Annotated in this window: 18 protein-coding genes; 12 read left to right on the forward strand and 6 right to left on the reverse strand. The window is 62.5% G+C overall.

The genetic code is table 11. The annotated features are described in order from the left end of the window. A partial coding sequence (locus ACIOVD_RS26150) for a sugar phosphate nucleotidyltransferase (protein WP_401127310.1) occupies window positions 1–266 on the reverse strand: 266 nt, incomplete at its 3' end. A gap of 211 nt (window positions 267–477) precedes the next feature. Here ACIOVD_RS26150 and ACIOVD_RS26155 point away from each other — a divergent pair. Together ACIOVD_RS26155 and ACIOVD_RS26160 are read left to right on the forward strand one after the other, a co-directional pair. Further along, complete coding sequence (locus ACIOVD_RS26155) at window positions 478–666, forward strand: hypothetical protein (protein ID WP_401131030.1); 189 nt, start codon at window positions 478–480, stop codon at window positions 664–666. Window positions 667–802: 136 nt separating this feature from the next. Further along, window positions 803–1,084 (forward strand): hypothetical protein, encoded by a 282-nt coding sequence (locus tag ACIOVD_RS26160; RefSeq protein ID WP_095168460.1) that lies wholly within the window; start codon window positions 803–805, stop codon window positions 1,082–1,084. Window positions 1,085–1,095: 11 nt separating this feature from the next. Here ACIOVD_RS26160 and ACIOVD_RS26165 read toward each other — a convergent pair whose 3' ends face one another. The 4 genes from ACIOVD_RS26165 to ACIOVD_RS26180 all read right to left on the reverse strand — a co-directional run bounded on the left by ACIOVD_RS26165 (window position 1,096) and on the right by ACIOVD_RS26180 (window position 3,588). After that, a complete protein-coding gene (locus tag ACIOVD_RS26165) occupies window positions 1,096–1,326 on the reverse strand; it encodes a hypothetical protein (RefSeq protein ID WP_095168462.1) in 231 nt (76 codons plus the stop codon). A 103-nt stretch (window positions 1,327–1,429) separates the two neighbouring features. Then, a complete protein-coding gene (locus ACIOVD_RS26170; protein WP_095168464.1) occupies window positions 1,430–2,353 on the reverse strand; it encodes a c-type cytochrome in 924 nt (307 codons plus the stop codon). Continuing rightward, window positions 2,350–2,997: a cytochrome c gene (locus ACIOVD_RS26175; protein ID WP_095168465.1), complete on the reverse strand. Its 648-nt coding sequence runs from the start codon at window positions 2,995–2,997 to the stop codon at window positions 2,350–2,352. The genes ACIOVD_RS26170 and ACIOVD_RS26175 overlap by 4 nt, the downstream gene beginning before the upstream one ends. 240 nt (window positions 2,998–3,237) lie before the next feature. Further along, entirely contained in the window at window positions 3,238–3,588 is a 351-nt protein-coding gene (locus tag ACIOVD_RS26180) for a hypothetical protein (protein ID WP_095168467.1), read from the reverse strand. A 209-nt stretch (window positions 3,589–3,797) separates the two neighbouring features. Here ACIOVD_RS26180 and ACIOVD_RS26185 point away from each other — a divergent pair, with 209 nt between their 5' ends. From ACIOVD_RS26185 to ada, 5 genes are all read left to right on the forward strand, one after another. Then, window positions 3,798–4,100, forward strand: a complete 303-nt coding sequence (locus ACIOVD_RS26185) for a DUF1883 domain-containing protein (protein WP_095168468.1) — start codon at window positions 3,798–3,800, stop codon at window positions 4,098–4,100. Between the two features lie 34 nt (window positions 4,101–4,134). Beyond that, entirely contained in the window at window positions 4,135–4,305 is a 171-nt protein-coding gene (locus tag ACIOVD_RS26190; RefSeq protein ID WP_095168470.1) for a hypothetical protein, read from the forward strand. Window positions 4,306–4,415: 110 nt separating this feature from the next. Next, a complete protein-coding gene (locus ACIOVD_RS26195; RefSeq protein WP_401131034.1) occupies window positions 4,416–5,180 on the forward strand; it encodes a 2OG-Fe(II) oxygenase in 765 nt (254 codons plus the stop codon). Continuing rightward, window positions 5,170–5,847, forward strand: a complete 678-nt coding sequence (alkB, locus tag ACIOVD_RS26200) for a DNA oxidative demethylase AlkB (protein ID WP_401131036.1) — start codon at window positions 5,170–5,172, stop codon at window positions 5,845–5,847. Before ACIOVD_RS26195 ends, alkB begins: the two co-directional genes overlap by 11 nt. Before the next feature lie 85 nt (window positions 5,848–5,932). Then, window positions 5,933–6,994, forward strand: coding sequence for a bifunctional DNA-binding transcriptional regulator/O6-methylguanine-DNA methyltransferase Ada (gene ada / locus ACIOVD_RS26205; RefSeq protein ID WP_320334370.1), 1,062 nt, complete (start codon window positions 5,933–5,935; stop codon window positions 6,992–6,994). On the opposite strand, the gene ACIOVD_RS26210 is transcribed toward ada, so the two are convergent. Beyond that, window positions 6,991–7,449: a GyrI-like domain-containing protein gene (locus ACIOVD_RS26210; RefSeq protein WP_401131038.1), complete on the reverse strand. Its 459-nt coding sequence runs from the start codon at window positions 7,447–7,449 to the stop codon at window positions 6,991–6,993. The two genes, ada and ACIOVD_RS26210, sit on opposite strands and share 4 nt — an antisense overlap. 165 nt (window positions 7,450–7,614) lie before the next feature. Here ACIOVD_RS26210 and ACIOVD_RS26215 point away from each other — a divergent pair, with 165 nt between their 5' ends. The 5 genes from ACIOVD_RS26215 (at window position 7,615) to ACIOVD_RS26235 (ending at window position 12,572) form a co-directional block, all read left to right on the forward strand. Continuing rightward, on the forward strand, window positions 7,615–8,679 hold the full coding sequence (locus ACIOVD_RS26215; protein ID WP_095168478.1) for a nitronate monooxygenase family protein: 1,065 nt from the start codon (window positions 7,615–7,617) through the stop codon (window positions 8,677–8,679). Window positions 8,680–8,926: 247 nt separating this feature from the next. After that, entirely contained in the window at window positions 8,927–9,694 is a 768-nt protein-coding gene (gene modA / locus ACIOVD_RS26220; RefSeq protein ID WP_401131041.1) for a molybdate ABC transporter substrate-binding protein, read from the forward strand. Then, a complete protein-coding gene (gene modB / locus ACIOVD_RS26225; protein ID WP_159995503.1) occupies window positions 9,695–10,375 on the forward strand; it encodes a molybdate ABC transporter permease subunit in 681 nt (226 codons plus the stop codon). A 3-nt stretch (window positions 10,376–10,378) separates the two neighbouring features. Continuing rightward, window positions 10,379–11,467 (forward strand): molybdenum ABC transporter ATP-binding protein, encoded by a 1,089-nt coding sequence (gene modC / locus ACIOVD_RS26230; protein ID WP_401131043.1) that lies wholly within the window; start codon window positions 10,379–10,381, stop codon window positions 11,465–11,467. A 67-nt stretch (window positions 11,468–11,534) separates the two neighbouring features. Further along, window positions 11,535–12,572 carry a DNA topoisomerase IB gene (locus ACIOVD_RS26235; RefSeq protein ID WP_095168486.1) on the forward strand — a complete coding sequence of 346 codons (1,038 nt, stop codon included), beginning with the start codon at window positions 11,535–11,537 and terminating at the stop codon, window positions 12,570–12,572. Window positions 12,573–12,695: the final 123 nt, after the last annotated feature.

Raw genomic sequence — 12,695 nt, forward strand, 5'->3', positions numbered from 1 at the left:
CGGATACCGACCAGGTACTTCTCTTTGTCGGTGCCCTTGATCTGGTTTTCCAGCTCGTAGCTGATGTCGAAGTGGTCTTCCAGGGCGCGTTTGCCGCGACCGGTGACGATCGAGATTTCGGTCAGCCCAGCGTCCAGTGCTTCTTCGACGCCGTACTGGATCAGTGGCTTGTTCACCACCGGCAGCATTTCTTTAGGCATGGCCTTCGTCGCTGGCAGGAAGCGAGTACCGTAACCGGCTGCTGGGAACAAGCATTTCTTGATCATAAAAGTCCTTGAAAGGGCTGTGTGTACGAGTTTCGGCGCAGTCTAATCAGGCGGCGTGCACCTTACAATGCCCCGCACTGGCTAACCGATGCCATCATAGAGAAATAATCTTGAGGATAGTTCCGCAAAGGCTTCACTTTAGACCAGGGAAGACCCTCAGGCACATTTACCGCTATCATTAAGCAATTGAACCAGCCAACGAGGCAGATAGATGTCGGCAGCAAAAAGCGTGAACGGTTACCTGATCAATAAAGCCAAAGACGGTCAATGGTGGGTCGACAGCGCCGGTGGCGAAAACATCGCCGGGCCTTTCCCCACTGAAGCCATGGCCATTGAAGTGGCGTCGGTGCTGCAAGACACCCCGCCCGCTCCCAAGCGTCGCGGGTCCAAGCCCGAGTAAGGTGCCTGGTCAAACAGCCCTGCCCTGTGCAGGGCTTTTTTGTGTTTGTCTGTACCGAAATGGCCATTCGCTATAACCTCCCGCTACCAGGCCTTCTCTGCGCCTGACGCCCCTCCCCCCTGATGGCAACGATCCGATGAAAATAACCCTGGCTGTGATGGCGGTACTGGTCTTGAGCGGTTGTGCCACGGCGTCCAAGACGTATCTGGACGATGGCCAGCAAGGCTTGTCGATCGATTGTTCGGGCGAAGCCAATTCCTGGGCCACCTGCTACGAAAAAGCCGATGCGTCCTGCGCCGGTACTGGCTACAAGATTGTCGGCACAGAGGGTACACCAGCGCTCAAGGAAAGCGACAAGACCCTGGGCGCGGATGTTGGCAACTTCAAGAGTCGCAGCGTAGTGGTGGTGTGTAACTAGGCTCTGGGCCGTTACATGTGAATTTCCGCGAACTTGATGCCCAGGCCGCGTACGGTCTCGACCAGGTCATCCAGATGGGTGAAGGACTCGACCTCGTCGTTGTCGTCCACCAGGAAAAAACTGCGTCCTGCACTTTTCTTGAAAAACACGATCCATTCCCCCGGGGTCGCCGGATTCTGGATCACATGGGTGGCAGAGATGTGACCCTCTGCATGCCGCTCTCGGACTTGCTCACGCTTCATTGCCTGCTCCATTGATGCCAATGCCGCCCAGGGCCCGATGCTGTTCAGTGTGTCTGGTTGAACAGCCGCGGGCCCGGGACGGCACTGTGTCGATGCAGACAGTTTACCGGATGCCTTGGCCAATCAGTACGCCATCAACGGTTTGCCCATACAAATTGACCCCATCGTTGGCATGGAACTTCACTCGGGTCTTCTCTACGGAGCCGTCGATCAGCCGTGGGTCCTGAGGCCGTTCATGGCTGTTGATGAACGCCGCCACGTCCCACGCCTGCTGATCGCTGAGGCTCTGCGCCTTGCCCAGGGGCATGTTGTATTGAATGAACGACGCCGCGGTATTGATGCGGTGCATGCCCGCTCCCCAGTTGTAGGAGTCCTTACCCCAGAGCGGCGGCATCACGTAGTCCTCGCCGACTTTCTGTCCCTGGCCGCTGTCACCGTGGCACACCGCACACTGGGCCTTGTAGACCTGTGCGCCCTGGGCGATGTCGTAGCCCTTGGCCGGTTGCTTGACCTCCGGATAACCGCGCCCGGGCAGTTCGACGCCAATCGGTGCCTTGGTCGCGAGCCAGTAGGCATAAGCCGACAACGCGCTGATTTCCGGGCCGTCGGCCGCTGGCGGCTTGCCGTTCATGCTGAACTCGAAACAGCCTTGCAGGCGCTCGGCGAAGGTATTGACCTTGTCGTTTTTCTTGCGATACGCCGGGTACATCGGGTAAGCCCCCCACAACGGCGCAGAGTTGGGTAACCGGCCCTGGTCCAAGTGGCAGTTGCTGCAATTGAGGCCATTGCCGACATACGCCGGGGCCTGGCGCTTGGTGTCGACAAACAGGCTGTGGCCCTGGCGCACCAGCTTGCCAAAGGCGTTGTCCGGCAACTCATGCTCGGCCGGTGCCTGGAAATACTCGACTTTTGCGCTAGTGGCTGCCGGGATCTTCAGTTCGGACTGATCGTCCATCACGGTCTGGGCGGCATACCCGTTGAGACTGGCCAGTGCCAGGGCCAATGGGGCGAAGGATAGGAATTTCATGGCTTGGCCTCCTGGCTGCCCAGTGTCGCAAAGTAGTCGGCGACCGCCTTGATTTCGTCCGGGGTCAGGGATTTGGCGATATGCCCCATTAGATCATTGGGGTCGTTGTGCCGGGTGCCGTCACGCCAAGCGTTCAATTGCCCGACCAGGTAACTGGCCGACTGCCCGGCCAGTGGCGGAAACGCCGTGCCCACGCCCACCCCACCGGGGCCGTGACACATCACGCACTCGGGAATCTGCCGGTCCCAGGCACCGCGCAAGGCCAGCCGCGCGCCCGGTTCTGTCGGCGTGGTGTTGCGTGTCACTTGCGGGGTGGCCGGCGCGGGCATGGCCGCCAGGGTGCTGGTAACCGCCTGGATCTCGCCTTCGCTCAGCGCCTTGGCCAACGGTTGCATCACCGGGCTGACCCGCGAACCACTGCGAAAGTCCGCCAGTTGTTTACTCAGGTACCCCGCCGACAAACCGGCCAGCCGGGGAAATCCGGCGGCTGGCATGCCCATGCCATCGGCACCATGGCAGGCAAAGCAGGCAGTAGCGGCAGGCAACGCACCACCCTGGGTATAGATTTTCTGTCCGTCGTCGGCATTCACGACGCTGACAGCAATGAGCATCAGGCTGCCCAATACGGTCGGTTTGAAATCCATCTCTAACCCTCTTTTTCTAGTTATAAGCTTAGACTTAGTTTGCATAAGCATATAAAGAGTAAGTGATTGTGACGGCTATCTCAACCGCCCAGACGATGTGCGTCATCGTTGACGATCATCGCGAGCAGCCTCATTCCACAGGGTGTTCGGTGTCCCTCAATTATGTCCGGGCATAAAAAAGCCCGAGCCGGGAGGGTCCGGGTCGGGCTTGTGGGTGGCATGGCCGCTGGCTGTCCGGTCTTAGCCGGAAATGCACTCGTTGGCGGCAACACCGATGTCACCCGGACGCATCGGCACATTGGACAGACTCTCGTGCAACTTGATGCTGCTGCCGCCGGAACGCTCTTCGATGTCGAACACCGCTGCCGGGTCGGTTGACAGTTTGCCGGGGACGATGACCCGCACCCCATCCTTGTGCGGTTCCATTTGCACCGCGCCCCGGCTCTTGGCCAGCTTCTCGGCGACACAGTTGGCATATTCCTGCGGCTTCTTCCCTGAAATCACGTTCATGGTGGGCGGGGTCTGATTGATGTCCGAGACTGTCGCACATCCACTCATCACCAATGCCAGCAACAAAACGCCCTGCTTCATACAAATCCTCCAATAAAGACCCTCGGACAGCGCAAATGCGCTTTTTCTCCGGCCTGCCGTGCTTTATGGCGCAAATAATTGCGGATAACTGTTTTTAATTGTCAAACCGGCTCTCAGCGGTCCGCTTTTGCACAGCCTTCGCTGATAAACTGGGCCATCGTCCATGCTATCGTTTTGATTTGCTAGAAAAAGCCCTTCTGGAGGCGCCCATGAAATTTATCCACCAGCGCGAGCACCTCAACGAAGATGACATCGTCGTCATTCAATGCTCGCAAACCTGCAACATCCGCCTGATGAGCGACGCCAACTTCCGCAGCTTCAAGAACGGCGGTCGTCACTCTTACCACGGCGGCGCATTCGACACCTTCCCGGCGAGAATCACCGCACCCAGCACCGGTTTCTGGAACATCACCATCGACACGGTCACCAGCCGGGCGATCAGCGTGACCCGTAAGCCAACGCTGACCCACTCGATCAAGATCGTTCGCCGGTCCAGCTCCAAGTTCAGCTGACACCCCGCCCGCTCCGCGACAGACAGGTACACCCGTGACTCCAACGACCAAGTACGTCATCAAGTACAAACTCAACGGCGAGCGTCGCTTCGAGTTCGCCCAACTGGTAAATGGCACCGAAGACGAGGCCAAGGCCGCGCTGGCCGCGATCCATGGCGACAGCCCGGACGTGATCAGCGATATCAGCGTGAGCAAGGCGCTGTAAGCCGCCCGGCGCTCGGCAAAACCTGCACAATTTGACCGCAAGCTGCGGAGTGTTGCCTCGTGTCGAGCGGCCCAGACTGGCCCTCCTCGACCTAGGCCCTGGAGCCGGCAATGCGCGCCTCTTCCCTGCATCCCCCTTTGCCCAACGACCTCGCCGCAGCGCACCAACCGTCGCTGCTCGAACGTATCGACAACCTACCCTGGCCCTCACTGGAGCACCGCCTCGATCAGGACGGCTGTGCCATCGTCCCCGGCCTGCTGGGTACCCGGGAATGCCAGGGCCTGCAGGCGATGTACGACAAGCCCGGGTTGTTTCGCTCCCGGGTGGTGATGGCCAGGCACGGTTTCGGCCGTGGCGAGTATCAATACTTCGACTACCCGTTGCCCGAGCCGGTGCAGCCATTGCGCAGCGCCCTGTATGCGCGACTGGTGCCTTTGGCCAATCGCTGGCAGGCGCGCATGGGCTTGCCCGGCCGCTTTCCCCAGGCACATCCGGCCTTCCTGCAACGCTGCCATGACGCCGGCCAACAGCGCCCGACACCGCTGTTGCTGCAATACGCTGCGGGGGACTACAACTGTTTGCACCAGGACCTGTACGGCGAGCATGTATTTCCCCTGCAAGTGGCGATTCTGCTGTCAGCGCCCGAGTTAGACTTCACGGGAGGTGAGTTGGTGCTCACTGAACAACGCCCGCGGATGCAGTCACGCCCCATGGTGATGCACCTGGAACAAGGTGATGCGCTGATTTTTGCGGTGCATCAGCGCCCGGTGGCCGGGGTGCGCGGCGACTACCGGGTCAACCTGCGCCATGGCGTCAGTCGCCTGCACAGCGGTCAACGACATACCTTGGGAGTGATCTTCCACGATGCACAGTGAGCCCTTGGGCCCGACCACCCTCGACCTGTTTGCCGACGCCGACCAGCAACCGGCGCGAACCGAACAGCTCGGCTCCCAGGCATTCGTGCTGCGCGGCTTCGCCCTGCCCTGGGTGCCGCGGCTGCTCGCGGCACTGGAGCAAACGCTGAAGGCAGCGCCGTTTCGCAACATGCTCACCCCCGGCGGCTTCACCATGTCGGTCGGCTTGAGCAATTGCGGCGCACTGGGCTGGACCACCGATCGCAGCGGCTACCGCTACACCCCGCTCGACCCTGTCAGCGGCCGGCCCTGGCCACCGATGCCGGAGGTGTTCCGGGAGTTGGCACAATGCGCCGCGAGCGAGGCCGGTTTTGCCGATTTTGCCCCCGATGCCTGCCTGATCAACCGCTACCTGCCAGGGGCGAAGATGTCGTTGCATCAGGACCGTAACGAAGCTTCCTACGAGCCGCCCATCGTCTCGATCTCCCTGGGCCTGCCGGCGATGTTCCTGTTCGGCGGCATGCAACGCAGCGACAGGAGCCAGCGGGTGCCGTTGTTTCACGGCGACATTGTGGTCTGGGGCGGCGTCGATCGTTTGCGTTATCACGGGGTGCTGCCGCTCAAGGACGGACTGCATCCGCAACTGGGTGCCCAGCGCATCAACTTCACCCTGCGCACTGCCGGCTGAAACCGCGAATTCGAGCGCAAGCCGCCGGGTGCCCTGTGTCGTCGCAGCGGTTACCCTGAGGCAAATCTTCACAGGGTGGCGCGTGATGTCCCAAGCCAAACACAGTATCGAGCAAGACCCGCGCTGGGCAGCGGTCGTGGCCCGCGACCCGCGCGCCGACGGGCAGTTCGTCTACGGGGTCAAGACCACTGGGATCTACTGCCGCCCCAGCAGCCTGGCGCGCCTGCCCAAACCACAGAACGTGGTGTTCTTCGACACTGAGGAGCAAGCCCTGGCCGCGGGTTTTCGCGCCAGCAAGCGGGCCGCGGCGGACCAGTCCCTGGTCGCCACCCAGCATGCGACCCTGGTGGCTGCTGCGTGCCGGCAGATCGAGCAGGCCGAGAGCCCACCCAGCCTCGGCGAGCTGGCGGCCAGCGCAAACCTGAGCCCGTTTCATTTTCATCGGGTGTTCAAGGCCGTCACCGGTCTCACGCCCAAGGGCTACGCCACCGCCCAGCGTTCGCGGCGGGTGCGTGAACGGCTGGAGTCCGCCGACTCCGTGACCGCGGCGCTGTACGACGCCGGCTTCAACTCCAACAGCCGCTTTTATGAAACTGCCGACCATTTGCTCGGCATGAAACCCAGCGACTACCGCGCTTCGGGGCAGAACACCGAGATCCGCTTTGCCGTCGGCCAATGCTCCCTGGGAGCAATCCTGGTGGCGCGCAGTGAACGTGGGGTGTGTGCGATTCTCCTCGGCGACGACCCCAACGCACTGGTCGAAGACCTGCAGCAGCGCTTTAGCCAGGCAACGCTGATCGGCGCCGAGCCGGACTTCGAGCATTGGGTGGCCCAAGTCGTCGGGTTTATCGAAGCGCCCGCCCTCGGCCTGGACTTGCCGCTGGATGTGCGTGGCACGGCCTTTCAGGAGCGAGTATGGATGGCCCTGCGCGAGATTCCGCCGGGCAGTACCGCCAGCTACGCCGAAATCGCCCAGCGGATCGGAGCGCCCAAGGCCTTTCGCGCGGTGGCCCAGGCCTGCGGCGCCAACCACCTGGCGGTGGCGATTCCCTGCCACCGGGTGGTGCGCAGCGACGGCGAGCTCTCGGGCTACCGCTGGGGGGTGGAACGCAAGCGGCAATTGCTCGCGCGGGAAAACCAGCCCTAGAAAATCCCGATGTGCACCGCCACGCTGTCGGGACCGGTGTAGGCCTCGAAATCAGTGGCGAAGCGGCGCTTGATCTGTGGATGCGCCTCAAAGTACTCCCACACCCGGCCCCAGGCGTCGATCACTGCGCCCGGCATCGCACCCTGGGCATCGAACACCAGGTATTGCCCGCCTTGCACCTCGATGCTTGGGTATTCAGTCGCGGGCTCATTGACCCTGACCCCGGCCAGCACATCAAACGAGCCGCTCGCGTCCGACTCATAGTTGCTGTACACGCCATACACCAGGGAGTCGGGGGTTTTACCCGGTATTTTTTCGTACAGGCCTTCGCTAAAAAAACGCCCCCACATCGGTCCGATACGCGCAGTAGCCGTCTGTTGCTCGGCCGCGTTGAGCGTGCGCACACGCAAACCCGACACATTAAACGGCAGCACTTCCAGTTGTTTGATGCTCATGAACCCATCCTCCTTGATCAAACAGTTAAAAAATTCATCACCGACGTTACACGAGAAGTTTATGATTTTCGCCCTCGGCGACGGCTTCTACCCAAAGACCGCAAATGGCTGGCAGTTGAAGATGCCAAGCCCTCCCACCCGATTTTCAACCGGAGCGCACTGCTGATGAGCCAATGGCCAGACACTCGCATTCTTGACCTGCTCGGCATCGAGTTGCCGATCATCCAGGCCCCCATGGCCGGCGCGACCGGCTCGGCCATGGTCATCGAGGCCAGCAACGCCGGCGGTCTGGGCTCGATGCCGGCCGCGATGCTGAGTGTCGAGCAGTTGCGCGAAGAACTGACGATCATCGGCCAACACAGCCAGCGTCCGTTCAATGTGAACTTCTTCTGTCATCAACCGCCGGTAGCCGACGAGTTACGCGCGCAGCAATGGAAACAGCTGCTGGAACCCTACTACCGTGAACTCGGGGTGGATTTCGAGGCGCCGACGCCGGTCTCCAACCGCGCGCCCTTCGACGCTGCCGCGTGTGCGGTGGTCGAGGAATTTCGCCCGAAAGTGGTGAGCTTTCACTTCGGCCTGCCGGAAAAATCCCTGCTCGAACGGGTCAAGGCCACCGGCGCCAAGGTGCTGTCGTCGGCGACCACGGTCGATGAGGCAATCTGGCTGCAACAGCATGGCTGTGACGCGATCATCGCCATGGGCTACGAGGCCGGCGGCCATCGCGGGATGTTCCTCAGCGAGGACCTGAGCAGCCAGGTCGGTACCTTGGCCCTGGTGCCGCAGGTGGTCGACGCGGTCAGCGTGCCGGTGATCGCTGCCGGCGGCATTGGCGATGCCCGCGCGATTGCGGCGGCGTTCGCCCTCGGCGCCTCGGCCGTGCAACTGGGCACCGCCTACCTGTTCACCCCGCAAGCCAAGGTCAGCGCCTCGCACTACCGCGCCTTGCGGACCGCCAAGGACAGCGACACCGCGCTCACCAACATTTTCACCGGGCGCCCGGCCCGCGGCATTATCAATCGGGTGATGCGCGAACTCGGCCCCATCTGCGCTCAAGCCCCGGCCTTCCCGCTGGCCGGTGGCGCGTTGCTGCCGTTGCGCGCCCAGGGCGAAGCGGACTTCAGCAACCTGTGGGCCGGCCAAGCCGTGCACCTGGGCATCGAACTGCCCACCGGCGAACTGACCCGGCGCCTGGCCGAAGAAGCGTTGGCCCTGCTGACCCGCCGCTAAGGTCCCGTAGCAGCTGCCGCAGGCTGCGTTGGGTTGCGCAGCGACCCCCAGCGGGTATTGCCAACTCCAACGAACGGCCTGCGGCCGTTAACGCAGCCTCGCGGGCTCGGCAGCTGCTAAAGGCGCGGCGCGGCAAGAAAATTGTATACAACGTTGTGATCATCGCGCCTTGAAGAGTTCCGTTCGTCGTTGATTCGCTATATATTCCGCTATACAGCGTTTCACCACCCCCTCTCGGAGCCGCTTCATGACTATTCGTGTCTCACGTTTCGCACCTACTTGCCTGGCGTCCCTGATCGCCGTGTTGGCCCTGGGTTCGGCACACGCCGATGAGGTCCAGGTGGCGGTGGCGGCCAACTTCACCGCGCCGATCCAGGCAATTGCCGCCGACTTCGAGAAAGACACCGGGCACAAGCTGGTGGCCGCTTACGGCGCCACGGGCCAGTTCTATACCCAGATCAAGAACGGCGCGCCGTTTGAGGTGTTCCTGGCGGCGGACGACAGCACCCCGCAAAAACTCGAAAACGAAGGCGAAATCGTCAAGGGCTCGCGTTTCACCTACGCCATCGGCACCCTGGCGCTGTGGTCAGCCAAAGCGGGTTACGTCGACGCCAAGGGCCAGGTGCTCGCCGACAACCAGTACCAGCACCTATCCATCGCCAACCCGAAAGCCGCGCCCTACGGCCTGGCCGCGACCCAGGTCCTGGCCAAGCTGGGCCTGACCGACAAGGTCAAGGCCAAGATCGTCGAAGGCCAGAACATCACCCAGGCCTACCAGTTCGTCTCCACCGGCAATGCACAAATCGGCTTCGTCGCCTTGTCGCAGATCTATAAAGACGGCAAAGTCACCGGCGGTTCGGCGTGGATCGTGCCGGCCGAGATGCATGATCCGATCAAGCAGGACGCAGTCATCCTCAACAAAGGCAAGGACAACCCGGCCGCCAAGGCCCTGGTTGACTACCTCAAGGGCCCTAAAGCCGCGGCCATCATCCAGTCCTATGGTTACCAGCTCTAAATGACCTTATCGAGTGCCGATTTCGCCGCCATCTGGCTGACCTTCAAGCTGGCGTCCCTGACGACCGTGATTTTGCTGATCATCGGCACTCCCATCGCGTTATGGCTGTCGCGCACCCGCTCCTGGTTGCGCGGCCCGGTCGGGGCAATCGTCGCCCTGCCCCTGGTGCTGCCCCCCACCGTCATCGGCTTCTACCTGCTGCTGACCCTGGGCCCCAACGGCTTTCTCGGCCAGTTCACCCAGGCCCTGGGCCTGGGCACACTGACCTTCAGTTTTACCGGCCTGGTGATCGGCTCGGTGATCTACTCCATGCCTTTCGTGGTCCAGCCGCTGCAAAATGCCTTTTCAGCGATCGGCACTCGCCCGCTGGAGGTGGCGGCGACCTTGCGCGCCAACCCTTGGGATACCTTTTTCACGGTGATCCTACCCCTGGCGCGCCCCGGCTTCATCACCGCCGCAATTCTCGGTTTTGCCCACACCGTGGGTGAGTTCGGCGTGGTGCTGATGATCGGCGGCAACATCCCGGACAAGACCCGAGTGGTGTCGGTGCAGATCTATGACCACGTCGAGGCCATGGAGTATGCCCAGGCCCATTGGCTCGCCGGGGCAATGCTGGTGTTCTCGTTCCTGGTGTTGCTGGCGCTGTATTCCAGTCGCAAGACCAAAGCCGGCTGGAGCTGACCGATGAGCGACGCGATTCACGTACGCCTGCAACTGCACTACCCGGACTTTTCCCTGGATGTCGACCTCGACCTGCCCGGGCGCGGCGTGACTGCCCTGTATGGCCACTCGGGTTCCGGCAAGACCACCTGCCTGCGTTGCATCGCCGGGCTGGAACGCGCCGAACAGGGCTTTGTGCAGATCAACGACGAAGTCTGGCAAGACAGCCACAACCAACGGTTCGTGCCACCCCACAAGCGCGCGCTGGGTTATGTGTTCCAGGAAGCCAGCCTGTTTCCCCACCTGTCGGTGCTGGCCAACCTGGAGTTCGGCTGGCGGCGCATTCCTCGTGCGCAACGCCGGGTCGACATGGCCCACGCCACTGAGTTGCTGGGGATCGGCCACCTGCTCGATCGCCATCCGCAACACCTCTCCGGCGGTGAGCGCCAGCGCGTCGGCATCGCCCGGGCGTTGCTCACCAGCCCGCGGTTGCTGCTGATGGACGAGCCCCTGGCGGCCCTGGATTCCCAGCGCAAAAGCGAAATCCTGCCGTACCTCGAACGGCTGCACGACGAACTGGAAATCCCGGTGCTCTACGTCAGCCATTCCCAGGATGAGGTCGCGCGCCTGGCCGACCATATCGTCCTGCTCAGTGCCGGCAAGGCCCTGGCCAGTGGCCCTGTGGGCGAAACCCTGGCGCGGCTCGACCTGCCGCTGGCCCTGGGCGACGATGCCGGCGTGGTGATCGACGGCCAGGTCAGCGATTACAACCTCGACTATCAACTGCTGACCCTGCAACTGCCCAACAGTCAATTGAGCGTGCGCGTGGCCCATCTACCGCTGGCCCTGGGCAAGCAACTGCGCTTCAAGGTCCAGGCCCGCGACGTCAGCCTGAGCCTGCACGCCGGCGAACAGAGCAGCATCCTCAATCGCCTGCCGGTGACGGTGGTCAGCGAAATTGCCGCCGACAACGCCGCCCATGTGCTGGTGCGCCTGGACGTCGCCGGCACACCCCTGCTGGCGCGCATCACACGCTTTTCCCGGGACCACCTGCAGCTGCATCCCGGCCAGGCGTTGTGGGCGCAGATCAAGGCCGTGGCCGTACTGGCGTAAACCCTTTGGCACGACCGCCGACGCCTGCGGTCAATGGCTATACCAGCCCGCCCAAGGACCCTGCGCCATGCCGGATCTCACCCCAGCCGACTCGCTGCCACCGGACCTGCACTATGTCGATGACACGCAGCCGGGCATCCGCCGCAAAATCCTGCGCGGCAAGTTCTGTTATCTCGATGTGGCTGGCCAGCGCATTACCGACCCCGCGCAAATCAAGCGCCTCAACGCCCTCGCCGTGCCTCCCGCCTACACCGACGTGTGGATCTGTGCCGATCCCCAGGGCCATCTGCAGGCCACCGGCCGCGATGCACGGGGGCGCAAGCAATACCGCTATCACCCGCGCTGGCGCGAAGTGCGCGATGGCGACAAGTATTCGCGCCTGCTGGAGTTCGGCCTGGCACTGCCCAAGCTGCGCCGCCAGCTGGAGGCGCAACTGGCAAGCCCCGGCCATGGCCGCGACAAGGTCATGGCCACGGTCATCAGCCTGCTCGACACCACCCTGATCCGCGTCGGCAACAGCCAATATGCCCGGCAGAACCGCTCCTACGGCCTGACCACCATGCGCACCCGGCACGTGTCGCTGAACGGCAGCGCGATCGCCTTCCAGTTTCGCGGCAAGAGCGGCATCGAACACCAGATCACCGTCAAGGACCGGCGCCTGGCACGGATCATCAAGCGCTGCCTGGAACTCCCCGGGCAAGACCTGTTCCAGTACCTGGACGAACAGGGACAACGGCGCACCGTGACCTCCTCGGACATCAACGCCTACCTGCATCAACTGACAGCGGGCGACTTCACCGCCAAGGATTACCGCACCTGGGCCGGCAGCAGCCTGGCCCTGTCAGCGCTGCGCGAGTTGCCCTGGGAGTCGGCGACCGACGCCAAGCAACACATCGTAGAGATGGTCAAGCGCATCGCCAAGGAGCTGGGCAACACCCCAGCCGTGTGCCGCAAGTGCTACATCCACCCCGCCGTGCTCGACAGTTTCTTGCTCGGCACCCTGGCGCAACTGCCCAAGCCGCGCCAACGCAAGCGCCTGAGCCGCGAAGAGGTCGGGCTGATGATGTTCCTGCAAACCCTCTCGCAAAAGCCACAAGACTTGTAAGGCCTTGCCGATCTACGCTAGGCTGGCCACCTTTCCTACAGCAGGACGATCGTTCGCCGTGAACAACTAAGCCTTTCAAAAATGTATGCGCAACAAGCCGCCTCGGGCACTTGTTGGCCTTTT

Origin of the sequence: Pseudomonas sp. NPDC087626 (assembly GCF_044743405.1) — a bacterium.
GTDB lineage: Bacteria > Pseudomonadota > Gammaproteobacteria > Pseudomonadales > Pseudomonadaceae > Aquipseudomonas.

Bases quoted from the DNA above. Each gene is read 5' to 3' on its own strand.
- ACIOVD_RS26155 (WP_401131030.1), top strand. From the start codon at position 478: ATGTCGGCAGCAAAAAGCGTGAACGGTTACCTGATCAATAAAGCCAAA.
- ACIOVD_RS26160 (WP_095168460.1), top strand. From the start codon at position 803: ATGAAAATAACCCTGGCTGTGATGGCGGTACTGGTCTTGAGCGGTTGT.
- ACIOVD_RS26165 (WP_095168462.1), bottom strand. From the start codon at position 1,326: ATGAAGCGTGAGCAAGTCCGAGAGCGGCATGCAGAGGGTCACATCTCT.
- ACIOVD_RS26170 (WP_095168464.1), bottom strand. From the start codon at position 2,353: ATGAAATTCCTATCCTTCGCCCCATTGGCCCTGGCACTGGCCAGTCTC.
- ACIOVD_RS26175 (WP_095168465.1), bottom strand. From the start codon at position 2,997: ATGGATTTCAAACCGACCGTATTGGGCAGCCTGATGCTCATTGCTGTC.
- ACIOVD_RS26180 (WP_095168467.1), bottom strand. From the start codon at position 3,588: ATGAAGCAGGGCGTTTTGTTGCTGGCATTGGTGATGAGTGGATGTGCG.
- ACIOVD_RS26185 (WP_095168468.1), top strand. From the start codon at position 3,798: ATGAAATTTATCCACCAGCGCGAGCACCTCAACGAAGATGACATCGTC.
- ACIOVD_RS26195 (WP_401131034.1), top strand. From the start codon at position 4,416: ATGCGCGCCTCTTCCCTGCATCCCCCTTTGCCCAACGACCTCGCCGCA.
- alkB (WP_401131036.1), top strand. From the start codon at position 5,170: ATGCACAGTGAGCCCTTGGGCCCGACCACCCTCGACCTGTTTGCCGAC.
- ada (WP_320334370.1), top strand. From the start codon at position 5,933: ATGTCCCAAGCCAAACACAGTATCGAGCAAGACCCGCGCTGGGCAGCG.
- ACIOVD_RS26210 (WP_401131038.1), bottom strand. From the start codon at position 7,449: ATGAGCATCAAACAACTGGAAGTGCTGCCGTTTAATGTGTCGGGTTTG.
- ACIOVD_RS26215 (WP_095168478.1), top strand. From the start codon at position 7,615: ATGAGCCAATGGCCAGACACTCGCATTCTTGACCTGCTCGGCATCGAG.
- modA (WP_401131041.1), top strand. From the start codon at position 8,927: ATGACTATTCGTGTCTCACGTTTCGCACCTACTTGCCTGGCGTCCCTG.
- modB (WP_159995503.1), top strand. From the start codon at position 9,695: ATGACCTTATCGAGTGCCGATTTCGCCGCCATCTGGCTGACCTTCAAG.
- modC (WP_401131043.1), top strand. From the start codon at position 10,379: ATGAGCGACGCGATTCACGTACGCCTGCAACTGCACTACCCGGACTTT.
- ACIOVD_RS26235 (WP_095168486.1), top strand. From the start codon at position 11,535: ATGCCGGATCTCACCCCAGCCGACTCGCTGCCACCGGACCTGCACTAT.